Genomic DNA, 23,970 nt, shown 5'->3' on the forward strand with positions numbered 1-23,970 from the left:
CAAATAGACAGCACCTACTTGCCAGAAAGCAATGAACGCGCCACAACACTCGCACTAGCGAATAACCAAAACCTCATTGCCAGCCGCCTAAGTGCGCAAGCTTCTGCAGCGAACTCCGACGGTTTAAACGCTCACTATTACCCGAACCTCGACATCGTTGCAGACCAAACCTGGAAGGATCATGTCTCTGGCGAGCAAGGCCATGAAAATGAATGGCGCGTGTTGCTTGAGATGAACTGGAATCTCTATTCAGGCGGCCGTAGCAATTCGAAGCAGAAACAAGCGCGTTATCAGGAAGAGGCCGCGCGCATGCGTTCTAATCGTATCTATCGCGAAGTGCAAGCAAATGTCGACTCGTCATGGGACGCCTACATGACGCTCAAACAAACACTCGTTCATCTACAGGATTACGTTGATCAGTCTGCAGAGAGCGCCAAGTTGTATATGGCGCAGTTCAAAGCGGGCCGTCGAACCCTTCTTGATTTGTTAGATGCACAAAACGAGCTATTTGAAGCGCGCAAGCAATATCTCGCGTCAGACTATCAGTATGTATACTCCCAGTATCGTGTTGTTGCGAGCATGAGCTACATTTTAGATGCGTTGCGTGTAAACGTGATGACCCCGCTGCTAGAGAAAGAAGATGAAACCGGCACAGAGGAGGCAACGACCAATGGATAAAATCTCTCGTATTACCTTAACGCTTGTGCTCGCCGGCCTCGGTTTAACAGCATGCGGTACAAACCCGCCCGAAGACCCACGATTCGACAGCTTTGGCTCAGGGCTTCCCGCGCAACATAATGAAGATGTCGTGCCACCCTATCCAGAACAACCCTTTGTTCCTGCGCAAGCCAAGATATCCGACAGCGATTCAGATGGTGTAATTGATCACCGAGATGAATGTGACGATCACAAAGAAGGTGTCGAGCTGGACAACCAAGGCTGCGCAAAGCTAGTCAATTCGATTCGTTCAATAGATCTCGATGTTGAATTTGCGACAGGCAGCGCTGAGATAGAGAAACGTTACTACCCAGCTATCGAAGAGCTGGCCAAGCTACATCAACAAAGTAGCGAGTTTGTCGTGCTAATAGAGGGACATACAGATAACACCGGCCCGCGTTCTAAGAACATCGCACTATCAAAACAGCGCGCAAAAGCCGTCGCAAATATCCTCATTAGTGACTTTAACGTTTCAAAAGAACAGGTACTCACCACGGGTCTTGGTCCTGACGAACCGATTGCCAGCAATGACACGTCCGAAGGCCGGCAAAAGAACCGCCGCATGGTAGCGCATCTAATCACAAGAGACAGACTTCTCGCTATGCATTACGACATTTGGACGATCGATCTTGGAAACGCGGAGGAACCTAAAAAAGCCCTGTTCGAAGCGATGTGAATTGGCGAAGAACATGACAAGATCACGCGTTAGCGCACCCCGAATGTTTCGACGTGACGAAGCAAGACGCTTAATCGTACCCCTTTCAACGCGCTCCTGCTCCGACCTCAAACACTGAAAATACGGCGACGAGAGTGACGAGAAAAACGAGAAAAACAAGAGTCTGTCTTTGAGAAATACCGGAAAAGAAAGAACGAATTTCAAAAGAATCGGCGAATGCCGAACTACTAATGCTTTGTATCTAGAATATCGCCGATGCTAAGCGTTTGAACGTCACTTTGAACGCTTTCACCATCAGAAGATAAGGCCTCAATAATAAAGGCGTAGTCGCGGCTCTCATCGAGTACACCAGCAACACGCACTATGCCCTCTGCATCGATCATGAAAGGGCCGCTGTAATCGCTCTCGCCATCCGCTTCAAGCAAACGATAGATGACCGTATGAAGATGAAAATCGAATTCCTCCGGCGATGCACGCACCCCCACCTCAGTGCCCGTCCGCACTTTGCGTAATGTAGCAACGCGTCGGTTCAAATCAACACTATATCGCGTGCTGTTCTCGCGTGTCTTGTCGTTGCGGCGCTCTACCATGCGTATCTCCATAACCTTCCTTCCCTGATCCCATCAAACATCTTTTGTGACAGACGTCACATAAATATTGAGCAAAGCTTAGAACAGAAAAAAGCCGCCATGATGGCGATGTTGCAATGTTTTGTAACAGTCCGCTACCAAACGTAATCAACGAAAACGGCTTTACCATGAAGCGGCTCGACCCAAAATGGCAAGAATCGATATATAACTGCGAAGCACTAGACCATTAAGATATAATCGCGGAACGTTCATCTAAACACGTAATGTAATGACCACGACCTTTGTTCTTAGAGCCCGAGCGGCACCCACTGATCCCGATGCCTTTTTGGCTGAAGTAGGACTCGATGCCCACACCGAGATTATTGCGCACACGTTGATGAATGCGATGTTTGTTGCCCAGTCACATCGAGACAACGTGATCGTCCACGTAGTTTTAGAGAGCACCGCGGACTTCTCACGCACCGTCACCTTTACTGCAGAAGAGCTTTCTAACATTGGCGGCTTTCACGAGGCAGCCTTATTGGAAAAAGTCGCTCGGGCACTTCGTGTTTCGGTGGGCATGCGTAAAGAGCAAGAGAAACAGGTCGAACCGGGCCTGCGCGTTCGAACACTTAGTTTCGAGCGTTTGGTCAAGGAACTAGCCGAAGAGCATGCGCTTTACATGATGGACATCAAGGGCGAATCAATACGAGAGGTCGAGTTCAAACCCAATCCCTGCTTTATTCTTACCGACCATATCCCAATGCCAAAAAAGAGCTACAACACGCTAAAGCGATACGGCACCGAGAAACTCAATCTTGGCCCTAGAATGCTCTTCGCTTCACAATGCGTGGTGCTAATTCATAACGAGCTCGATCGATTATTTTAACGTGAGGGCGCTTCCCTCCCTTTAAAACACTATCCGGACATAAGACGAATAGTCCGAATGAGAAGCGCTTCCAGGCATTGGTTCAAGACGGCATGTTGGAGGAATCAAACTGCGCTAATTCTGTTACTACCGCATTTTCAATACGCTTCACGTCTTCCAGCACTTCCAAGCTCTCTCTGTCATCCTCAAAACGAGCCTTGGCTTCTAATAAATCTCGTGCTTGTTTTAATTTTTTCAGAATCTCTCGAAAACCCGCTTCGATACCATCTTCTTCATTGCCGCCCTGCTCTCGGGCTTGCTGGCTGTTTTTATCTGAAAAGCCATCTTGCGAAGAAAACTGCTCGTATGCGCTAATCGCCTCCTGTTTCAGTTTATCCATTGCACTCGCACCAAACTGCGTGTTTTGATCAACCTCTCGTGAAACGTTAGCCACACCCATCGAGAATTCCATCTTTCCACTTTGCTCCAGAACAAACAAAGACGCGCTTTGCGACGGTTCCGTGATTGAGGAGGAAGAGACTTCCGAAGCGCTGGCAAGACGCGTGACACTCGATAGCGAATCGGACGAGGACTGAGAGCCCGCCTGAAAACCCTGGATATCTTCCATTCCTTTTAGGGCTTTGTATTGCGAGATGAGGCGTTTTAGATCTAGGCCAAAACGTTTCAGCTCATTAGAGAGTGCTTCAACCTGCTCTGGACCCGACATTATAATTCGGCGTACCAAGGCTTCTGAACGAGAGAACAGATCAGCCACGCGTTGACGTAGCATCTCCTTAAGCTGGGACATGGGCGATAAGCTCACTTGCTCGCCCATACTTTTGGAGAGGTTTGTTGGCTCATCTGTCGATGTTTCTGTCGACACGCCAAAAAGCGAGTTATCCTGTTCATCCTGCAATCGCTGAACCGCACCTAACGGCAAGGCACCATGCGTTTGCGCATCGCGAACAAGTGATGACGAACCAGGGCTGAGAATCTGTTTTATTGCTATTAGCGGCATAGAGAAACGATCGAATTTGGACGACATGACGCTAAATGGTACCGCGTACAGAGGCCAAACCTGGAGTGAAGTTTTGCAAAAAGAAGTCCGTCGAGTGCGAAGCGCCGCTCTAAGCTGTGGCCGCGCCTTGATCTAGCGCTTTATGGTCTGGGAGTATCGCAACCCATCAACCGATCGATCGACACGTTTTAGCATCAGCGTCTCATCGATAGTTGCTACATCAAATTCTATTCAAGAACGATGTGTGCCCCTTTGCCCATCTTCTTAGCCTGATACATCGCTTTATCGGCTTTTTCGTACAGCTTCTCAGGTGTCATAGGCGGCGCATGCCAAGCAATACCAATGCTCAAAGTCGGCACAAAGTTCAAGCCGGCTTTGGAAGCGAAGTCCTGAAAATGACTACGAATACGTTCAATAAGATACGCCGCCCCGGTGCGTTCTTTGGTGTACACCATCAGCAAGGCAAACTCATCACCACCGACTCGCGCCGCAATATCTTCTTTGCGTTTACAGGCATTTAGTGTGTCACCGAGCGCCTTCAATGCTCTGTCACCCGCGCTATGGCCCTGTTCATCATTTAGTATTTTGAAGTTATCAACATCTATCAGCGCCAATGCCATGGCTTCACCAGAGCGATCGTGTTCCGATACGGCCCTTTCGAGCACCTCATCAAAATAGGCTCGGTTGTGGATTTTGGTAAGCGCATCCACGGTTGCGCGTTCATAGTAGCTACGCGTGATTTTATGCCGCTCTACCGCCTGCTTAATTTGCCAATCAATTCTGGATGATTTTAAAGCTGACTTCGGTACATACTCTTCAAAACCCAGTTGAAGTGCTTGCTCTGCAAAGTCTTCATCGTCCAAATCGGTAAGAATGACCATTGGTGTTTCGATGTTGTGTTCTTGAATACTCGTCAGTGTTTCAAGCCCGCTGGAGTCAGGCAAGCCCAAGTCCAAGACAACAACATCAAAGCTTTCTGTATCCAAACGTTCCAGCGCCGCGCCAAGCGTATTGCAATGCTCAAACTGATAGCTGCGCCTATCGTCTTTTTTCAACAAAGACATGATCATCCGAAGATCGTCTGGATCGTCCTCGACTATCAACACTGTATAGTTGTCGTCCTTCATCGCCATCTTAGTCCTTTTGCACTCCTTGTTTATGGCCAACATACCTAAAAACCGGATCAACTCAGGCTTGGCAGTTTTGCGCAGTTGGACCAGTACTCTGCAAGCACTCGAGTGACAAACTCGGCCTGATCTCGATCATGTGGTTTGGTAACAAAGCTATTGGCCCCCAATTGATAACTCTTCTGAATATCTGCGTCGGCTCCAGAGGTGCTGTAAACAATAATCGGAAGCGCATCTAAGCGTCTATCAGACCGAATACGCTCTATTACTTCATAACCGCTGATCTCTGGCATGTTCAAATCCAGCAGCACGACCGTGCGCTTGTGGAGTTTGTAGTTTGACTCTGCCAAATATGTCTCGAAGGTTACCCATGAATCAAAACATTGAAGATCGGCATCTGGCGCATAACGATTTAGATCTCCTTTAAATAAGTAGTGCTCATCCACATCATCATCAATGAACAAAAACTGCACATCCTTCGTGCTCATGTATATACCCCGAATCTTACATCCTATTTGGCAATGGAAATTGTAGTTCAATTTTTGGGAAGACAAATTAAAAAGCTAGAACCCTGATCATTGCTCTCTTCTACTTTAATGGTTCCGCCGTGGCGCTCGATGATTCGCTGGCAAATCGACAAGCCCATTCCCGAACCCGAAATCGACTTGGTCACCAAACGACGGAATGGTTCAAAGATCGCTTCATGCATATTCTCTGGTATACCGCCGGCGTTGTCCTTCACGCGAATAACAACCTCTTTTTGGTTCTCTTCGCACGAAATGTGTATTTGCGGCTCTCTTTCCTCGGGGCAATAACGGATAGCATTGGTAATGAGGTTCTGAAATACGTGCAGCATTGCCGCTTTATCGATAATCAAACCGGTAGAGCCACCAATTAGGCGCACATTCGCTTGACGCTCGTGGATCAGCGCATCGAGTTGCTCTGTCACATCCTGCAACAACGCCTCTAAGTTGATTTGCTGAAGAGTCACCTCAAGGCGTTGCGCTCTTGAGAGTTCCATCAACGCTGAGACCATGGCCTTCATTCTACTGGCAGCATCTGCAATTCGGCTTAACTCATATTGGGCATCCTCATCAGCGAGTTCCCCTTGTAAACGCTCCTGAAGGCTATCAGAGAACATCATAATTTTACGCAAGGGCTCTTGCAGGTCATGAGACGCCGCATAAGCAAATCGCTCTAGCTCTGCATTCGAGTTTGCCAACTCTTTCTCGATTTCTTTGCGTTTTGAAATGTCCTGAATTACGGAGATAAAATACTCCGGTTTTTTTTCTCCTGTACGTTTGTCCTCTGAACGCACCACCGACACAGTCAGATGAACCCAGACAATATGACCGCCTTTATGGAAATAACGTTTTTCAAGTGCATAAGAGTTTGCTTTCCCATTCATTAACTCACTGAGTAAGGAGAGGTCTTTCTCTAAGTCATCCGGATACGTAATATCCTGAAAGGTTAACGTCAACAATTCTCCCTCTGTATAACCCACTATGCTGCAGAGTCTTTGATTCACTCTCAGCCAATTACCTTCGGTGGAAACATGCGCAATACCCACAGCGGCAAGCTCAAAGGTATTGATAAAGTCCTTTGAGATTTCATCATTGATGGCAATCTGCTCTTCAAGCTGATCGGACAACGCGACTGTTTCTTTTACGCTTGCCAATGTGCCATACATAAAGAGCGGTTTGTCGCGCTCATCAAAACGCGCTTCACCACGCGCTTGCATCCATTCATACTCACCATGGGAATTCTTCCCTCTGTACTCAACCAAGTAAGGGGTTCGTTTTTCAAAGTGCCCCTGCAGCACCGCGCTTACTTTCGACTTATCGTCGGGATGAATATGCCCCAACCAATCGTCGAGACTATAGCCTTGCGAGGCCGGATCAAAACCAATCAACTCAAGCAGTCTGGGGCTATACCAGACATCACCGTTTTGGACATTCCATTCCCAGATGCCCTCATCGGCAGCTTCAATTGCTCTTAATAATCTCGAAGACTGTGTCACCACAGTTTCTTCCAAATTTAGTACTTCGTTAACACCGATAATGGAGGCAAAGACGAATTTCTCCCCGTCGATACTTTTTGGTACCAGACCTACCTCGAGATGAACCGACTCACCATTTGCTTTTCGACCCTGCACTACTCGGCCTTTCGCCATCGCTTGAGGCGCATCTGAATGACTAAAAAAGCGCGAAAAATGCATCAAATGCCCAGAGCGATCCTGCTCCAAAATCAGCGATTCAATGTGCTGACCAACCAGCTGGTTTTCATCGTAGCCAAACAGTCGTTCAACCTCTTTGTTTGCGTACACAAGCTCGCCTGTGGCGCGAATAATCAACACACCAGATGGCGTAAAGTCGATTGCGGCGCGAACCAAACTATCGAAGCGCTTCTCTAACTTAAGCTGCTCTATTTCTCGCTCGCGAACAAATCTTTCTCTCAATGCTTGTTCGTGCTGCTCGGGAGTAGGGATACTTAAAGCGGGCTTGATATAACGAAAAGTGGCAACGGCGGTCGCAAACGATACGATCGCGGTCATCGCTTTTAGTATCGCCATCACCCCATATGAGCCGTACCAAATGGTGTAAATAGAAAATAAGTGAGTAATACCACAAAGCAGTATAAACGCGGCAAACAGCAGCGCGATGCCACGAAACTGAATATCAGGTCGTTTTTGAAGAAAAATAAGGAGCGCGATTGGGATCGAAAAGTAGGAGATAGCAATCAGCGCGTCCGCACCGACGGTCAGCCAAAGAATGCCTGGCAACCAAAGAAAACAATGGCCGTGCGGCATATAGTCGGAGCTAAAAAACTCAATTAGAAATTCCAAGCATGCCTCTCTTTTAGCAAGGAGGCGAGCACCGGCACTAAGCCGGGCAGGCTCCTATCTGTGCGTTAACTGGAGCGGCTCGGTTTACGCATCCAGTATATTTCATAGGCGATCAAAGCAATGGATAAAAGCAAAAACCACCAAATGAATGCTTCTATATAGGCCATAATTGCAGCAGTAACAAACAAGTAAATGCCTACAAGCATGAAGCGAGAGTGAATGCGCAAACCGTCAGTAAACACGGCTAAGGCGAGCAGTAATACGGCGACCAACCCAGCCTGAGAGGCGTCTAAGCGCTCCGTTTTGATAAACAAGAACACAATTCCTAAAGCACCAATACTCCCAAGCCAGTGCAAGATATGATGTAAAATCGCGTTTTGTTGAGCGCCGTCTTTAGCCTGAATAATGAACAGCAAACCCACAGCGATGTAACAACCAAACCAGTAATAGAGACTCCAGGAAACAGACACCTCAATCAGGCCAACGCCAGTCATCGACAAAATCAGAACCAGAAAGGGGGATACTTTTTGCAGCACACGATACTCCTTTAGTATTTATCGTAGTTTTGGAGCATCGAGTTAAACGTTAAAACCCGAGCTCTGTTTTATTCGTTTTTGGAAAGATCTATTTGTTCGATTTCACGGGCGACATATTCAATGCCCGTTGTATAGCTGTCAACAATCCGCTCAATCGCTTCGCGATCATCAACCTCAACGGCTCCTTCCAACTCGGCGAGCAAATTGGAAATATAATACGCGCCAATGGTTTCGGCCAAACGTTTTACGTTAAATACCAAACGCATCGTGTCGCGCCGGTTGTTCTGTATGCGCCGAGAATCCAAACTGTAAACACCATCGTCACAGCACTGCTTAAACTGAGCTAGAACTCTACGGTACAAGTGCCGATTACCATGCAGCACTGCCAATGCTTTATCCGAATCAATGAGTTGGATGGTTTCCTCTCCGTCATCCAGCAGCGCAGCAATATCATCAATGGCTTCTGGAACCAGTTGCAGCGCATCTCTCGGTTTACAGTAGGTTTCAATCAACTGCAGTAGATCTTCGATGATAAAGGGCTTAGTGAGAAAGTCGTTCATGCCTACTTCAAGACAGCGATCACGCACATCGCTTGCGGCGTTAGCCGTCATCGCGACGAACGGCAATGTATCAAACTCGGCATGTTCTCTCACCTTAATTGTCGCCGTGTAGCCATCACACACAGGCATTTGCAAATCCATTAACACCAAATCAAAGGGCGCTTCCTCAATCGCGGCAACCGCCTCAAGGCCATTATCGGCAATCGATAAATCTGCACCCTCACTTTCGATAAGGTATTTAGCCAGCTCTTGGTTGATCGGATCATCTTCGACAAGCAGCAACTTGAACCCAGCCAATCTTCTACCGATAGGCTCCTCGCTATCACGTTTTTTGCTTTGGGATGCGACATTCAATGAGGATTGATAACGCACCTTGAAAGAAAACCGAGAGCCCTCTCCCAGCTTACTTTCCACCCATATTTTGCCACCCATGGCCTCAACCAGCTGCCGAGAAATGGTTAAGCCCAGGCCGGTTCCACCGTATTTTCGGCTCATAGAGTTGTCGGCCTGAGTAAAGGGCTGAAACAGGCGCTCCAAAACCTCTGCAGACATGCCGATACCGGAATCTTGCACGCAGTACTCTACATCAATACCTTTGCTCGAACTCTTCACGAGCTTTGCAATAAGGGTTACCGCACCAGAGTCGGTGAACTTTAGCGCATTTGAGAACAAGTTATTGACCACCTGACTCACGCGATTCGGGTCCCCCATCAGTTTGTCAGGGATCGCTTCATCAAGCTCAAGCTTAACTTCAACAGGTTTGCTATTTGCGGTAATTTTGTAGGTGTCGAAAAGCTGGGTACATAGCTTACTATGTTCAAAATCGATCTCTTCCAGCTCAAGCTTTCCGGCCTCGATTTTCGCCATATCGAGAATGTCATTAATAAGTGACAGCAAACCTTTTGAAGCCGTATGGATATTCTCGGTGTAGTGCTGTGTTTGATCTGGCGTTAGGTCTTTCGCTCTGTCGGGTGAAACCAAGATCTCGCTAAAACCAATAATGGCATTTAATGGCGTGCGCATTTCGTGGCTAATCATGCTCACAAATTCGCTTTTAGCCTTGTTCGCCTCGACTTCTTTTTCTAGAGCCTGAACCATATCAACCGAGCGCTTTTCGACTTTTTGCTGCAGTTCAGACGTTAGCGATCGCAGAGCTTCGTTTGCCTCCCAAAGATCAATGCTCTTTTGCTCCAGAACCTGCTCCGCCTGTTTTCGGGCAGAGCGCTCGCGTTCTAGCCGTCGCTTCCATTTGTCTTCTTCAGTCATTCAGCGCGTCCAAACACAGCTACCCAGCTTTTTTGAGAATGAAGGTTTGTACCGTGCCATCGGTATTCTCATCTTCACGAATGATTTCAATCGCCTCACCAAAATAATCAATGGCTCCACTCATTAAGCCATAAGCCAATTCAGCAAAGGGGCGGTTACTCTGATAATGCATCAACAATGTATTGGCGTCAGGTCGCTCGGTACCAAGCTGTGGAAGTTCAGCATCTGGGTAGAGCTTTCGTACTTCTAAATGCACGTGATTGTCGATACCTTCAAGAAATGTAAATGCATCAGGGGCGGCCTCAAACATTGAGGAAAAATTGCTACTGAACTTATAAATCAGATGTTTACCAAACACGTGCAGTAAATCTGGTATCGGAGTATCACTTCGCTTCGACAATGCCCCCACCAGCTGCAACATCTCGTTATAATCGTATAAACCAACCGAAGTGTAGGCTCCTCCGCTGTCGAGATCACAGTCATCAAGAATGTCATCCACCATATCCATTGAGAAAGTATCTTCCACTAACTCAATAAACTCGGTAAAAACAATACCTTTCATGTCACGCTCCTTGAATTCAGCTTAAGTGCCATTCATAGTAGCCCAGTAATCAGTTATTTCCTTTTTTTCTCTCTTACCTAGAGCATAGGTGACAATGACTTTACTGTCGTCTTATAAGACAAGCTTTTTGTCCTTTTTACAGCTAATTTTTGGGGTATTGCCAAGCCTGGCTCTGTGCTTGACGTCATGGTCAACCTTGGCTGCGTCGACAAACAATGAGCCTGCCAAAAGTGCCGCATGTCAAAGCGCGGTCGATCGCCCATGTATCGGCTTGGTGCTTGCGGGAGGCGGCGCTCGCGGCAGTGCGCATGTGGGTGTATTGCAGGCATTAGAAGAGCGAGAGATACCGATCGACTTAATCGTCGGCACCAGTATGGGATCGTTTGTTGGGGGACTCTACTCCAGTGGAAAAAGCGCAGCCGAAATCGAACAGCTTTTTATCAAGGCGAACTGGAACTCAGGCTATGTTGACGATCTCCCCCGTTCGCGCATACCAAACAGGCGCAAGCGCCATGATGACCTTTACCCGATCCAGCTCGGCATAGGCTTTGACGCCGATGGTTTTAAACTACCGAAAGGCATTTTTCAGGGACAAGGGATGCGCCGCCTTATTGAGTCGATGCTTGGCTCCTATCCAGTGCTTAAGAGCTTTGATGACTTGTCTGTGAGCTATCGCGCTGTCGCCGCTGATCTCGAAACCGGAGAGCAGATTGTGCTAGACAGAGGCGACCTTGCGACAGCAATGCAAGCCTCTATGTCACTACCGGGAATATTGCGTCCTATCGAGATTGATGGCCGCGTTTTGGTTGATGGCGGTATTGCCAATAACCTACCTGTGAGTGTCGCCAAAGATTTAGGTGCCGACATTGTTATCGCCGTAGATATCGGCTCTTTGCCCTTACCTGCAAAGGACATCGACAATACGTTTGATGTACTTGGTCAACTTAGCAACTTCCTCACTTTTGAGAACCAACAACGTGCGCGCGCCCTACTCAGCGAAGCCGATTTACTCATTAAACCGAATCTAGACGGTATTACGCTGACTGATTTCAGCAGCACCGAGAAGGGCATACAAGCCGGCTACGCAGCCGCTAATGTTCAAAGCGATAAACTTCAGAGCATCGCTCAAAACTACACATCAAAGCACGTTGTCGATCAGCCTGAACTGGCGCATCTGAACCACAACATCGACAGCATTATTCTCAATAATAAAACCCGTCTTGCGGATGATTATATTTTTTACCGCATGCGGCTCAGTCATGAAGGGCCATACACCAAGCGTCAAATTCGGGAAGGCATCGAACGTCTCTATGGTCAGGGAACCATTGCACGCGTCACCACCTTTGTGGAAGAAAGTAACGAACAATCGACGATGAAAATACTCATCGAGGAAAAGGAATGGGGACCGGGATATCTCGATTTTTTATTCAGCTTTGAGGATAACTTTCGTAGTTTCAGCCTCTTTGAAATTGGCGCGGCTATGCGACTAACCAACTTGAGCCCATACGGGGCAGAATGGACTAACTCCGTTCAGTTTGGTTCAGAAAAAGTGTTGAAAACAGACCTCTATTGGCCGATCTACACGAGTAGTTTTTTTCTACTCGCAGACAGCGAATATAAACGAGAAATCTCCAATTACTTCGATTCTTCTGGCGATTCTGTCGGTGAGGTCATCAACTCGTCAAATACCACAAAGGCGGGGTTTGGATTTGAATTTAATGACAGTTTTGACATGATTGCCGCCGCTGAAATTCAAAATGGCGATATTGAACTGCCCGACACATTGTCTAGTCAAATTGGGCTGGACGTGATTGATTACGACAGCGATTCCATCCTGATTCGTGCCGAATATGACACACTTGATGAGGCGGACTTTTCCCGCTCCGGTTCAAAGCTCGATATTGCCTTGCGCCGCAGCGCGACCCAGGCACTAGGCCTCCCAGAAGAATATGCGAACAAATTCGAAGTTGACCTTAGTGTTGCCGGATCACTCGGAGCACATACATTGAAGCCAACTTTGCGTTTTGGCAATGCGTACAATGAAGGGCCTATTGGATTTACCAACTTTGAGTTAGGCGGCTTTCTCAATCTATCCGGCTTAGACCGAGACTTTCTCTCCGGTCCTTTTTTGCGCTTCGCCAGATTAGTTTATACCTATGAGTTAGCCAAAAACCCGATGGGTGGAACAAACCTTCCCTTCTATCTCGGTATCTCTGCGGAGGCAGGCAATGTTTGGGAGGAGCGCAGCGCGATAAGCTGGGATTCTACGTTCAAAAGCGGTGCAGCATTTTTTGGCTGGGACAGCCCGATTGGGCCAGCCTTTCTTGGTTATGGGCGAACCAACACGCAAGACGAGAGCTTTTACATCTCTCTGGGTAAGCGATTTTAGGTGCCGACATTACCACTGGCATTGTCGCACTAGCTCTGCACACATTTGGACGAAAAGCTGCAAACCTTCTTCCTGAAATTCTAACCTTAACCCCTTAGCACCACCGTCTGAAAAGGTCATCGCCATGCTACGGTTCTCTTGCACGTCGACATTCACGATACGGGCAAAAGGAAATAGATTGGCGTCAGGCACTGGCGTTGAGTGTCGTTCCATTCGGGATGTACTCCCCTCGAGCAAGTCTTGACGGTAACGCTCATAATCATCGCGCGCGCCTTGTTCATTCAAAGCATTAGAGCTTACCGAGTCATTGGAATTAGAGCCATCAACAACGCGCTGCAGAATTTGTTCGGTTTCATATTTGGCAAATAAGGCAGAATTAAGGCTATGAATAATCTTCAATAAGGCGCGGCGGCTCAACCACCAAGAGGGTTGCGAAACATCTTGATGACTCTGCAATAAAACGCGGTCTTCAACCGCATCGTAAGTAAGTTGAATGCCGGACACACTGTATGCCTAAGCCGAAGATGTTGTCATTGTCATCCCCCGATACCGAATGATCGGAGAGCTAGGCATCGTCGCGGTCTTCCAAAACCATCGTACCCGTGTCGTGCGATGCACTTTTGTCAGACGCACAATGCAGCGGAACAACCGTCAACGGTACATTTTCTGGTGAACAATCTACGCCGTCATTGATCATAAAGGTCAGCGACATGTCTCCGGAAAAATTGTGGTCAGGCCAGACTGTCCAGCTGCCATCGCCATTGTTAACGACCGTTCCGAAATTTGGATCGACCGCAAAGCCCTCGATCGTCCACGTATCGCTATTTCGGTGTTCCGGGTTTACTGCATCGAGCAATTGCTTCTCTGTGAGGACAATTGAGTCATCTTCATTAACTGCAAACCCGAATGGTGTGGGGTCTGGATCAGCGTCAGCATCAACGCCATGAGCTCGCTCGCCGACATCACTATCTGAGCTAAGAGCGTATAAATGCTCGCCTTGCGACTGAGATTTAAGCGGCCCGACACCCGTTAAAACATAAGCAGACTGCTGATTTTGCGTATGAACGTTCAAACGATTGTTACCTCCAACGCTACCACCATTATCATTCAACGGGGCTTTCTCGCGGTTAGAACTATCTGGCATTCACCTTTCCTCAATCTTTACAGCAGTATCACGCGACATTGCGTCAGGGCCTCAAGGCAGCAACTAAGTGCTAAAGCAAAGTGCTACAAGCGACACTACTTAGCTAAACCATAGTGACCGATGCACCTCATTAATGCCTTTTCAAACAAGCACTAAAAACATCTCAACGGCGCAAAAACTCAACGACCAACGCAGTGCTTTAATGGTTTGATTTTTATACCAAATTTGTTACCCAAATATCGCAGTGTAATTGGTGTATTTTTGTTACTACATGCAACGGCACTAAAGCAACCAAAGACTATTTCTAATTACGCTAAAAATTTTACCTATATGCTTTTAGCGTCTATATTTTGGATAGTTTTGCGGAGGAAACTGAATGATAGACATTGATGCATTGAGCGCTCGTTTGGGTAATAACGCGACAATTGTGGAGAAGATACTCGGTATATTCACAACACAATATGACAGCGGAGCGCCAGTTTTCGAGTCAGCAATCACCTCTGGGAATACGGAAGAGATTTACCATCTCGCTCACTCGTTAAAAGGCGCGCTGGCCAATATGTGTGCAGATGAAGATGCAGCGGCAGCCGCTGAATTAGAGTCAGCTGCACGCTCAGGGGAAATACCAGAAGCCCATTTAGTGAGCGAAATGGAGGCGCGAATCCGCGCCATCAACGAGCAAATCCATACCCACCTTGGATAACTATTTCAATTGAACTGCTTGGCTTCATCCCAAAGTGCATCAAGCTCTTTTAGAGTGCAGTCTTCAAACGCTTTGCCCTGCTCGGCCAATGCTCGCTCTATATGATTAAAGCGCCGGGTGAATTTATCGTTACAGCCACGCAATGCCTCGTCGGGATTTACCTTCAGAAAACGCGCTAGATTAACGCCACAAAACAGCAAATCACCCACTTCATCCGTAAGCCTTGCATGAATATCAGGCTCTCGGAAACTCTTGTCCTTTGCGTCCTGAATAACCTCGCGTATCTCACCAATTTCTTCTTCGAGCTTGGCAAACACATCGTCAATATTGTCCCAATCAAACCCGACATTAGAGGCGCGACGCTGCAATTTATCTGCACGCCCTAACGAAGGGAGCGCCTTTGGAATGTCAGACAGAATACTACGTTGTTTCGGCGTTTGACCAAGACCTGCCTTTAACGCGCGCTCTTCCGCTTTGATTTCATCCCACTGCCCTTTGATTTGGTCATCAGTAAAGCTAGTACCTTCAGGATGATACGCACGCAACGCTTTATTTGGAAAGACATGTGGGTGCCTGCGCACCAGCTTAGTGGTGATAGCGTTGGTAATGTCGGTAAAGTCGAAGCTACCCTCTTCTTCAGCCATTCGGGCATAAAAGATCACTTGGAACAGCAGATCTCCGAGTTCATCACGAATCTCATCTCGGTCACCTTGTTCTATGGCATCCGCGACTTCGTAGGCTTCCTCAAGCGTATGCGGAACAATACTGGCGAAGGTTTGCTTTATATCCCAAGGGCAGCCACGATCAGGATCGCGCAAACGTGCCATTAGGTATTGCAGATCTTCCAGTGTGTACTTCGAATTTAGACTGTTTTCAGGCATTACGCTTCCGTTTTGCTTCAATCACGTTAGGCAGTTGCTTAAGCTTAGCCAACACCCGACCCAAGGCATCAAGAGATTTGATTTCCATACTGATGGTAATCGTCGCGGTATGATCTTCCTGATTAGAGAAGGTGTTCACGCCCGTTACGTTTACTTTCTCGTCTGCAAGCACCGTTGTAATGTCACGTAGCAAACCTTCACGATCGTAGGCCTGAATATCGATAGAGACATCGTAGGCAGCATCCGGCGCGGTTCCCCAGCTTACCTCAATGACCCGATTAGGCTCGTGGTCTTCAAGCTGCAGCATGTTCATACAATCCTGTCGATGAATCGAAACACCTCGGCCAACGGTAATGTAGCCAACGATCGGATCACCTGGCACTGGATTACAGCAGTTTGCCAACGTTGTTAGTAAGCGCCCGACACCACGAATCTGAATATCATCATCCTGTTTCGGCACACTCCGCTTATGCTTCGGCTCAAACTTGAATTTGAGTTGCTGCTGATCAGGCGCCAATATCCGTTGAGCGGCCTGTGCCACTTGCGTTGGTTTTAAGTCACCCGCGCCAATCGCAGCAAACATGTCATCAACAGTGTCATACTTGGTTTCCTGAGCGAGATCCTTAAAGGCGATGTCACCAATACTTAGGCGCTTGAGCTCGTCTTCGAGTAATGCACGACCATCGTGGATATTTCGTCCACGATCCTGCTGCTTGAACCAGTTCACCACTTTCGCTCTAGAGCGCGAGGTTTGGATATACCCTAAACTTGGATTAAGCCAATCGCGGCTTGGCGAGGGGTTGTTCGAGGTCAGAATTTCAACTTGCTCACCGGTACGCAAAGGATACGTCAGCGGTACAATGCGTCCGTTAATCTTTGCCCCACGACAAGCATGCCCCACATCTGTATGAACGCGATAGGCAAAGTCCACAGGTGTTGCGCCACTCGGCAAATCAACCACATGACCTTTAGGCGTAAAGATATAAACACGATCTGCGTTTATATCCGCACTTAAGTGTTGCGCTATCTCAGAGACATCACCGACCTCTTCTTGCCACTCGAGAACCTGTCGCAGCCAGTTAATCTTGTCTTCGTAACCACTTGAGCTCGCTTTTGTGTCTGTCCCCTTGTAACGCCAGTGAGCACAAACGCCAAGTTCCGCTTCATCATGCATATCATGCGTGCGGATTTGAATTTCCATCACCCGCCCGCTGGGTCCGACCACTGCAGTATGTAGTGAGCGATAACCGTTTTCTTTTGGGTTAGCGATATAATCATCAAATTCGTAGGGGATGTGGCGCCATAAGGAGTGCACTACACCTAAGGATGCATAGCAGTCACTCACACGAGGAACGAGAATTCGAAACGCGCGAATGTCGTAAATCTCTGAAAAGTCGAGATTCTTTCGACGCATTTTTCGCCAGATACTGTAAATATGCTTACTGCGGCCGCTCACCTGCGCTTCAATGTGGGCGTTTTCTAGCTCTACCTCGATAGTATTGGTGACATCCGCGATAAACTCGTCGCGAGCAATACGTTTTTCATCAAGCAGCTTAGCGATTTTTTTATACGCACCTTCGTGCAGGTAGCGAAAACTGAGATCCTCGAGCTCCCATTTGATATAGCCGATGCCAAGCCGATGCGCTAGCGGCGCAAAAATATCAAACACTTCCCGTGCGACGCGCTGTCGCTTGTCAGGAGTCGCATCTTTCACAGATCGAATTGCGCACGTGCGCTCGGCAAGCTTGATGAGTACAACGCGAACATCATCGATCATGGTCACGAGCATTTTGCGCACGTTGTCGATTTGACCTTGCGTCTGCCCAAGAACCGACCCCTTGAATGGCTGATGGGTCGACGATATTGCAGCCATCTGAGAAACACCATCAATCAAATTTGCGACTTCTGGTCCAAATTTTTTCCGGATGGCATCCACCGTAGCTTTCTCTTCTCGCACAGCACGATACAAAATAGCGGCAATAATCGCGTTTTGATCCAGATCGAGCTCGGCGAGTATCTGTGCCATCTCGAGACCAATGAGAAAGGTATCGTGTTTTGAATTACTCCAGTAGCGCTCTGGGTGAGAGGGCGTTTGGCTGTATTCGAGGGCTGCAAAACAAGCTAGACGAACCTTGTCGAGATCGTCTATCTGAGTCTCATCAGCAAGGTTAATCAGCCACTGCTCTATCCCCTGTTCAGGAGAACGATTAGCTATGTAGTCTTCACGAACTTTGACCATAGGTCTACGTTTCTTCTATGCCTTTTCAAAGAGTGCAATCGATTCAACATGTGAGGTATGCGGAAACATATCCATGACACCTGCCTTCACCAATCGATAGCCTTTTTCTACAATCACACCGGCATCTCGTGCCAGGGTTGCAGGATTACACGACACATACACGATACGCTTGGCACCAAATGTTGTCAGATAATTACACACATCCAATGCGCCTGAGCGAGGCGGATCTATCAAGATTTTATCGAAGCCTTCTTTCGCCCACTCTTCCTTGGTGAAATCGGTTTGCAAATTGGCGCCATAAAAACGCACATTGTCGAGCCCGTTCAAGGAAGCATTTTCCTTGCCACGTACGACCATTGCATCATCGCCTTCGACACCAACCACCTCTTTTGCTTGAGTTGCTAACGGTAGCGTGAAGTTGCCTAAGCCACAAAATAGATCCAGAACACGCTCATCTTGTTTCACGTCGAGCCATTCCAGTGCACGGCGCACCATCTTTTTATTGATTTCCGCGTTTACCTGCGTGAAATCCATCGGGTGAAAGGCCAGTTTTACGGACTGCCCATCGGGTGTGTCGAGAGTGTAATGCAAGCGATCTTCGTCTTTGGAGGCCGACTCGGGCCAAATACGATGGACGGTATCAACCCCCTTTGGCTGCAAATAGATGTGAAAACCCTGTGCCTGCCCAAAAGCAACCAGCTTAGCGGTATCGTCCTCGGTAAGCGGCGCCATGTGACGCACCACAAGCGCAGCAGCGTCTTCCCCAAGGGCCACCTCAAACTGAGGTAGCTCTCGATAAACTGAGAGACCTGCAACCAATTCGCGCAAATCTAGCAGGTGATGCCCCACTTTGGGGTTTAGCACCTCACATTGCTGCATATCCGCAAGAAAGCTGTTGCGCTTTTCTCGGAAACCCACCAGCACGGATTCTTTCTTGGCAACATACCGCACGCCAAGTCTTGCCTTACCCCGATATCCGAGGGTTGGCCCAGTCATAGGAGCGATCCACTCTTCGGGCTCAAGCTCCCCAAAATGTTTGAAATGATCTCGAAGGGTCGCTTCTTTAAACTGAATCTGTGCGTCAGTATCCATGTGCTGCAAACTACAACCACCACAAATTTCGGCGGCAGCACAGGGAGGCGTAACACGTTCAGCCGACGCTTCGAGTACCTCTACCGTTTTGAGTTCATCAAACTTGCCGCGCTGCTCAACGTACTGCGCCATGACACGTTCACCTGGCAGAGCCGCATCAATAAACTGTGTTTTACCGTCAAGCTTGGCAATGCCCCGCCCTTCATGACTTAAACCACCAGATATCTCGCACTCAATGGGTTCTTGGGGAAGTTTTTTCCTACGTCGTCTTGCCATATTTTCTTGCCGTAATGCCTTTTATGTTAAGCGGGACAATCACTCGGACACGTTTGCTTGTGAGCGACTAACTAATATCAGAGAGTATTTAAGGTGCGGGAAACACACCGGATGAAAGGTATCGGTCACCTCGGTCACAAATAATGGCGACGATTACCGCATTTTCAAGTTGCCGATTAAGCCGCAAGGCCGCAGCCACCGAACCACCCGAAGAGACTCCACAAAAAATACCCTCTTGGGCAGCGAGTGCTCGCATCGTTGTTTCGGCCTCGTCTTGCCCCATATCCATAATCTGATCGACGCGATCGGCTTCAAAAATAGTCGGTAAATACTCTTTTGGCCAACGTCGTATGCCAGGGATCGAGGCACCATCTTCCGGCTGTAGACCAATAATTTTGATATCCGGATTCTGTTCTTTAAAAAAGCGTGAACACCCCATAATGGTGCCCGTCGTACCCATAGAGCTAACAAAATGCGTCATCTCGCCTTTTGATTGCTCCCAGATTTCAGGCCCTGTACCAGTATAATGCGCCAATGGGTTATCCATATTGCCAAACTGATTTAAAACGAGCCCTTTGCCTTCAGCCTGCATCCTGAGTGCAAGATCCCGCGCACCTTCCATGCCTTCTTCTTGCGTAACAGGGACTAATGTCGCGCCGTATGCAGCCATGGATGCTTTTCGCTCCTCTGTGGCGTTATCCGGCATGATCAGAATCATTTTGTAGCCTTTGATTGCGGCCGCCATTGCGAGTGCGATACCCGTATTGCCGCTCGTCGCCTCAATGAGAGTATCTCCTGGCTTAATATCGCCGCGCTGCTCGGCTTGCTGGATCATGCTGGTAGCGGGACGGTCTTTGACAGATCCAGCTGGGTTGTTTCCTTCTAGTTTCACCAAAATCGTATTGGAAGTATTGCCGGGCAGGCGTTGCAGCCTCACTAAAGGGGTGTTTCCTACGTAGTCTTCAATGGTCGGGAAGTGCATTTTCCTCTCACAAATAACAGAGCCGAAATAATTGCGCCATAATACACTCTCAGACTCTTAAATGCGTGATAAGATCCCTCGCAAAGCGAAAAGAATAAGTGTTAAACGCCGTATGAGATTGCTAACGCTCAAGTCACGAATTTTGGTCATTAGTGTTACTGGGCTTTTGTCTGCAGCACTTATTGTTACAACATTTGTTGCAATGAGAGGACTCGAACAGCGGCAACTCGCCTACGAAACGTCCATCCAGAATCTAGTCTTCTCTGCCACGCAAGCTATCGCGGAATCAAGGACACTCGATCGAAACTCGCTCTCTAAACAAATTGAACGCCTGTCTAGCGCCTCCCTGTTGAAGAATGTGTCATTAGTCGACGATCAACGCCGCATCATTTCTCATGCTGGCGGAACTCACACACCCCCCATCAATCCAAGCGACTTCCCTGAAAGCGGGCATCAACTTCTAGAGCGAGGGCAATTTGCGGTTTATATTGAAGCCATAGACACCGCTGCGGAAACCGGATCGCCGCAAAGGGTTTGGCTACTCGCACTTGCCGATCGCTCCTCGCTTATTGCAGCAAAAGAAAAAGTAATACGAACAGGCATTGTCATTTTTCTGTTTGCGAGCATTGTTTCATTTTTCATTTCGCGCTATCTCACCGGACAAGTTCTTACTTATCTTCGAAGCTTTGAGAAAGTGCTATCAGATGTACATGCAGGCAAAAAAGATTTGGAGCTGACTAGCTTCAAACACAAAGATCTTGCGGTTATTGAAGAGCTGCTCGCCGAAATCGGCACTCAGATGTACAACTATCGTACGGATATTACCGAAGAAATTGAGCAAACCACACAGGACCTTAGAGAAACACTCGAAACAATCGAAATCCAAAACGTAGAACTCGACATTGCCAGAAAGAACGCGATTAAAGCCAATAATGCTAAAAGCGAGTTTTTAGCAAACATGAGCCACGAGATTCGAACACCACTGAACGGCATTATTGGCTTTGCCAAAATATTGATGCGCAGCCCTCTTAACTCGCAACAAGCAGATACCCTCCGCGCTATTCAAAAGTCGTCCGAGGTGTTATTGATGATCATCAATGACATTCTGGATTTTTCAAAAGTTGAGGCGGGACGGATCGAACTTGAACAAGAACCGATGAACTTTCACGAGCTGATCGAAGACATCGTAGTCATGCTCGCTCCCTCGGCACATAACAAAGGACTAGAACTAAATTATCTTTACTATGACGATGCGCCAAAGCAGATTCTCGGCGATTCCTTACGCCTAAAACAGGTGATCACAAACCTCATCAATAACGCGGTCAAGTTCACTGATGAAGGCGAAATCGTAATTCGAGTCATGTTAGATGACAGCCTAGATAGCAAGCTCGGTAACCTTAAAATATCGGTATCGGATACGGGTATTGGATTATCGACTTCGGAGCAAACCAGTATTTTCAAAGCCTTCTCTCAAGCAGACGCATCTACAGCGCGTCAGTTCGGGGGAACTGGCTTAGGACTCAGTATTTGTCGTGGACTTGTCCATGAAATGGGCGGCGAAATCGATTTTGAAAGCGAGCCAGGAAATGGCGCAACATTCTGGTTTACCTTACCGCTGGATGAGGAGTTGATGGCAGAACAAACGGATCAGCATGGCGGCATATTAGGGATAGACGATTCGACCCTTAAGCAGCTTCAAAGTTTAGACTGCCTACTCTTCGAACTTCAACAAACCTCTCGGCGAAGCATTCAACACGCCCTTGCCGTTACCGGCGTCTCCGTTAAAGTATTTGATCACCTAGAAGCTCTTTGCGATCACACAAGACATCTGACAAGTCCTCTCCAAACCCTGGCTCTCCTCTGTCTAAACGAGGATCAGCTGAATGCGCCAGCCGTAACGCAAGCAGTAGAAGAAATTCAAGCGCAAAAGGTCAAGGTACTATTGTTTACGCCAACGCTAAAAAACTATGACCATGCCATTCTTGCAGTGGGCGATGGACATGCGATCAAACCCGCAACGATCGCCGGTTTGTCTCACAGTATGACCAGCATCGCGGGGTTCACCTCAGAGCCAACACAGAACGCACAAAATCATGGCACTCAGCCAGACTACCGGGACAATAAATCCAATAATACCGTCACGAAGAACGCTCCAGCTCTCGCATCGCTTCAAAGCGAACACAAGATCTTGGCCGTCGATGACAACGAGATGAACCTAGCGCTGGTGAAAGCCTTGGTGAATGAAATGGGTTTAACCTTAGACCTTGCAGACGGTGGAGAGGCCGCTCTGGAGCTTTGCAAAGAGCACTTCTATCCATTAATCCTAATGGACATCCAAATGCCCGACATGGATGGGGTCGCCTGCCTAAAAGCCTTAAGACGACTTTCACAGTATAGGGACTCGGGCAATATTGTGGCGCTAACGGCCTATGCACTGCCCGATGAAAAAAATGAATTCATTGAGCAAGGCTTTATCGATCTCATTAGCAAGCCTCTAGATGAAGCAAGACTACACAAGATGATTCTAAGCTATCTTCCTGACACGAACCTGGCGGACCCCAGAAAGTCTGCTAGCTCGTCGGTGCAAGCTCAAAAGGGCCTCACCCGAACAATACAAGACGCAGCTCAGCGTAACGGCAATACTGAAAACGCAGATAATCTCCCAATATTTGACTGGGAAGAGTCAGTGCATTTAAGCAATGGCAACGAACGCTTGGCAAGAGAGTTTTCCGAGAAGCTGTTTCTAAATTTACCCGAATCAAGAAGTGAGATTGAAAAATCGAAAGAAGAAGATCACCAAGAGCGGCTACTAAGCTCTGTGCACAAACTTCACGGAGTTACGTTACTATGCGGCATTCCAAAGCTTCGACATTTCGCTCATGCGAGCGAACACGCACTCAAAACCGAACAGGATAGCGAAACGGTCAATGCGTTTGTAAACGCGCTACTCGACGCCATCGATGAACTCATTGAGTGCAAGGATCACATTCTTGCTGCGCATACTTACACAGTTTAAATCGCCCTAAAGCAGAAGCAATAAAATACGCACGAGTTCAAACGTATCGTGACTTCTTCATGCTATGCTTGTCGGTATCAATTCGTTAGCTGTTTTACCTCGCCTATGTTGTCACGTTCACGCACCCATCAGTCAGCCGCCCTTGCTTCGCTTATTCTGCTAATAAGCGTGTTACTTAGCGCATGCGGCGTACCGGGCTCTGGCGGCAGCGGGCCTGATTTTGACAACCCTGATCGTGACAGCGGAGACCCTGAACTCAATAAAATCGACGTGCCTGTTACCGTTGAAGCCACTTCGCGTATGATGCAGCAAGCTGCTGGGTCAGAGAATATTATTACCGCAGACAACATTAATTGCTCCGCAATCTCGGTTGTGCAATTGGGCTTCGATTTTGTTGAGGGGCGGCTAACAGATATCCCGAACTACACAGCCAAGGCGCGTGCAGATTCACTGAAGCCGAATGCTCCCGGCTGTAAATTGGAGTTTATTGAGAACTTTGAGCCT

General features: G+C 47.9%; 21 protein-coding genes. 7 read left to right on the forward strand and 14 right to left on the reverse strand.

From position 1 onward, the window contains the following. On the forward strand, positions 1–678 hold a 678-nt coding region (locus A3750_RS11880; protein ID WP_197475014.1), incomplete at its 5' end, for a TolC family protein. Continuing rightward, a complete protein-coding gene (locus A3750_RS11885) occupies positions 671–1,393 on the forward strand; it encodes an OmpA family protein (protein ID WP_068455075.1) in 723 nt (240 codons plus the stop codon). The genes A3750_RS11880 and A3750_RS11885, both read left to right, overlap by 8 nt. A 227-nt stretch (positions 1,394–1,620) precedes the next feature. Here A3750_RS11885 and A3750_RS11890 read toward each other — a convergent pair whose 3' ends face one another. Then, the gene (locus tag A3750_RS11890) at positions 1,621–1,983 is read right to left on the reverse strand and encodes a hypothetical protein (RefSeq protein ID WP_068455072.1); all 363 of its coding nucleotides are present in this window, start codon (positions 1,981–1,983) and stop codon (positions 1,621–1,623) included. A 268-nt stretch (positions 1,984–2,251) separates the two neighbouring features. Here A3750_RS11890 and trmY point away from each other — a divergent pair, with 268 nt between their 5' ends. Next, entirely contained in the window at positions 2,252–2,851 is a 600-nt protein-coding gene (trmY, locus tag A3750_RS11895) for a tRNA (pseudouridine(54)-N(1))-methyltransferase TrmY (RefSeq protein WP_068455070.1), read from the forward strand. Between the two features lie 82 nt (positions 2,852–2,933). On the opposite strand, the gene A3750_RS11900 is transcribed toward trmY, so the two are convergent. The 7 genes from A3750_RS11900 to A3750_RS11930 all read right to left on the reverse strand — a co-directional run bounded on the left by A3750_RS11900 (position 2,934) and on the right by A3750_RS11930 (position 10,744). Then, positions 2,934–3,875, reverse strand: coding sequence for a hypothetical protein (locus tag A3750_RS11900; RefSeq protein ID WP_068455067.1), 942 nt, complete (start codon positions 3,873–3,875; stop codon positions 2,934–2,936). Between the two features lie 200 nt (positions 3,876–4,075). Next, positions 4,076–4,981: a GGDEF domain-containing response regulator gene (locus tag A3750_RS11905; RefSeq protein WP_068455065.1), complete on the reverse strand. Its 906-nt coding sequence runs from the start codon at positions 4,979–4,981 to the stop codon at positions 4,076–4,078. A 50-nt stretch (positions 4,982–5,031) separates the two neighbouring features. Next, entirely contained in the window at positions 5,032–5,463 is a 432-nt protein-coding gene (locus A3750_RS11910; protein WP_068455059.1) for a response regulator, read from the reverse strand. 47 nt (positions 5,464–5,510) lie between these two features. Continuing rightward, complete coding sequence (locus A3750_RS11915; protein ID WP_068455052.1) at positions 5,511–7,820, reverse strand: PAS domain S-box protein; 2,310 nt, start codon at positions 7,818–7,820, stop codon at positions 5,511–5,513. Between the two features lie 65 nt (positions 7,821–7,885). Further along, positions 7,886–8,356, reverse strand: a complete 471-nt coding sequence (locus A3750_RS11920) for a hypothetical protein (protein WP_068455049.1) — start codon at positions 8,354–8,356, stop codon at positions 7,886–7,888. Positions 8,357–8,424: 68 nt separating this feature from the next. Continuing rightward, positions 8,425–10,182, reverse strand: a complete 1,758-nt coding sequence (locus A3750_RS11925; RefSeq protein WP_068456941.1) for an ATP-binding protein — start codon at positions 10,180–10,182, stop codon at positions 8,425–8,427. Positions 10,183–10,201: 19 nt separating this feature from the next. Beyond that, positions 10,202–10,744 carry a heme NO-binding domain-containing protein gene (locus A3750_RS11930; RefSeq protein ID WP_068464645.1) on the reverse strand — a complete coding sequence of 181 codons (543 nt, stop codon included), beginning with the start codon at positions 10,742–10,744 and terminating at the stop codon, positions 10,202–10,204. Between the two features lie 178 nt (positions 10,745–10,922). Here A3750_RS11930 and A3750_RS11935 point away from each other — a divergent pair, with 178 nt between their 5' ends. Next, the gene (locus A3750_RS11935; protein WP_197466409.1) at positions 10,923–13,133 is read left to right on the forward strand and encodes a patatin-like phospholipase family protein; all 2,211 of its coding nucleotides are present in this window, start codon (positions 10,923–10,925) and stop codon (positions 13,131–13,133) included. A 9-nt stretch (positions 13,134–13,142) separates the two neighbouring features. Here the strand turns inward: A3750_RS11935 and A3750_RS11940 are convergent, their stop codons facing one another. Together A3750_RS11940 and A3750_RS11945 are read right to left on the reverse strand one after the other, a co-directional pair. Beyond that, positions 13,143–13,637 (reverse strand): hypothetical protein, encoded by a 495-nt coding sequence (locus A3750_RS11940; RefSeq protein WP_068457881.1) that lies wholly within the window; start codon positions 13,635–13,637, stop codon positions 13,143–13,145. Between the two features lie 61 nt (positions 13,638–13,698). Next, positions 13,699–14,277, reverse strand: coding sequence for a cadherin-like domain-containing protein (locus A3750_RS11945; protein WP_068457883.1), 579 nt, complete (start codon positions 14,275–14,277; stop codon positions 13,699–13,701). A 376-nt stretch (positions 14,278–14,653) separates the two neighbouring features. Here A3750_RS11945 and A3750_RS11950 point away from each other — a divergent pair, with 376 nt between their 5' ends. Next, the gene (locus A3750_RS11950; RefSeq protein WP_068457885.1) at positions 14,654–14,980 is read left to right on the forward strand and encodes an Hpt domain-containing protein; all 327 of its coding nucleotides are present in this window, start codon (positions 14,654–14,656) and stop codon (positions 14,978–14,980) included. A 5-nt stretch (positions 14,981–14,985) separates the two neighbouring features. Here the strand turns inward: A3750_RS11950 and mazG are convergent, their stop codons facing one another. The 4 genes from mazG to cysM all read right to left on the reverse strand — a co-directional run bounded on the left by mazG (position 14,986) and on the right by cysM (position 20,450). After that, positions 14,986–15,861: a nucleoside triphosphate pyrophosphohydrolase gene (gene mazG / locus A3750_RS11955; protein ID WP_068457887.1), complete on the reverse strand. Its 876-nt coding sequence runs from the start codon at positions 15,859–15,861 to the stop codon at positions 14,986–14,988. Then, the gene (gene relA / locus A3750_RS11960; protein WP_068457889.1) at positions 15,854–18,100 is read right to left on the reverse strand and encodes a GTP diphosphokinase; all 2,247 of its coding nucleotides are present in this window, start codon (positions 18,098–18,100) and stop codon (positions 15,854–15,856) included. Before relA ends, mazG begins: the two co-directional genes overlap by 8 nt. Positions 18,101–18,115: 15 nt before the next feature. Beyond that, positions 18,116–19,468: a 23S rRNA (uracil(1939)-C(5))-methyltransferase RlmD gene (gene rlmD, locus A3750_RS11965; protein ID WP_068457891.1), complete on the reverse strand. Its 1,353-nt coding sequence runs from the start codon at positions 19,466–19,468 to the stop codon at positions 18,116–18,118. An 88-nt stretch (positions 19,469–19,556) separates the two neighbouring features. After that, positions 19,557–20,450: a cysteine synthase CysM gene (gene cysM, locus A3750_RS11970; RefSeq protein ID WP_068548299.1), complete on the reverse strand. Its 894-nt coding sequence runs from the start codon at positions 20,448–20,450 to the stop codon at positions 19,557–19,559. A gap of 112 nt (positions 20,451–20,562) precedes the next feature. Between cysM and A3750_RS11975 the strand changes: the two genes are divergently transcribed. Together A3750_RS11975 and A3750_RS11980 are read left to right on the forward strand one after the other, a co-directional pair. Continuing rightward, entirely contained in the window at positions 20,563–23,466 is a 2,904-nt protein-coding gene (locus A3750_RS11975) for an ATP-binding protein (protein WP_068548300.1), read from the forward strand. A gap of 168 nt (positions 23,467–23,634) precedes the next feature. Beyond that, a partial coding sequence (locus A3750_RS11980) for a hypothetical protein (protein WP_156498543.1) occupies positions 23,635–23,970 on the forward strand: 336 nt, incomplete at its 3' end.

Source organism: Oleiphilus sp. HI0079 (assembly GCF_001635105.1).

Coding starts and splice junctions, on each gene's coding strand:
- relA (WP_068457889.1), bottom strand. CDS start 18,100: ATGGTCAAAGTTCGTGAAGACTACATAGCTAATCGTTCTCCTGAACAG.
- A3750_RS11900 (WP_068455067.1), bottom strand. CDS start 3,875: ATGTCGTCCAAATTCGATCGTTTCTCTATGCCGCTAATAGCAATAAAA.
- A3750_RS11925 (WP_068456941.1), bottom strand. CDS start 10,182: ATGACTGAAGAAGACAAATGGAAGCGACGGCTAGAACGCGAGCGCTCT.
- A3750_RS11885 (WP_068455075.1), top strand. CDS start 671: ATGGATAAAATCTCTCGTATTACCTTAACGCTTGTGCTCGCCGGCCTC.
- A3750_RS11910 (WP_068455059.1), bottom strand. CDS start 5,463: ATGAGCACGAAGGATGTGCAGTTTTTGTTCATTGATGATGATGTGGAT.
- mazG (WP_068457887.1), bottom strand. CDS start 15,861: ATGCCTGAAAACAGTCTAAATTCGAAGTACACACTGGAAGATCTGCAA.
- rlmD (WP_068457891.1), bottom strand. CDS start 19,468: ATGGCAAGACGACGTAGGAAAAAACTTCCCCAAGAACCCATTGAGTGC.
- A3750_RS11890 (WP_068455072.1), bottom strand. CDS start 1,983: ATGGTAGAGCGCCGCAACGACAAGACACGCGAGAACAGCACGCGATAT.
- A3750_RS11945 (WP_068457883.1), bottom strand. CDS start 14,277: ATGCCAGATAGTTCTAACCGCGAGAAAGCCCCGTTGAATGATAATGGT.
- cysM (WP_068548299.1), bottom strand. CDS start 20,450: ATGCACTTCCCGACCATTGAAGACTACGTAGGAAACACCCCTTTAGTG.
- A3750_RS11975 (WP_068548300.1), top strand. CDS start 20,563: ATGAGATTGCTAACGCTCAAGTCACGAATTTTGGTCATTAGTGTTACT.
- A3750_RS11950 (WP_068457885.1), top strand. CDS start 14,654: ATGATAGACATTGATGCATTGAGCGCTCGTTTGGGTAATAACGCGACA.
- trmY (WP_068455070.1), top strand. CDS start 2,252: ATGACCACGACCTTTGTTCTTAGAGCCCGAGCGGCACCCACTGATCCC.
- A3750_RS11905 (WP_068455065.1), bottom strand. CDS start 4,981: ATGGCGATGAAGGACGACAACTATACAGTGTTGATAGTCGAGGACGAT.
- A3750_RS11930 (WP_068464645.1), bottom strand. CDS start 10,744: ATGAAAGGTATTGTTTTTACCGAGTTTATTGAGTTAGTGGAAGATACT.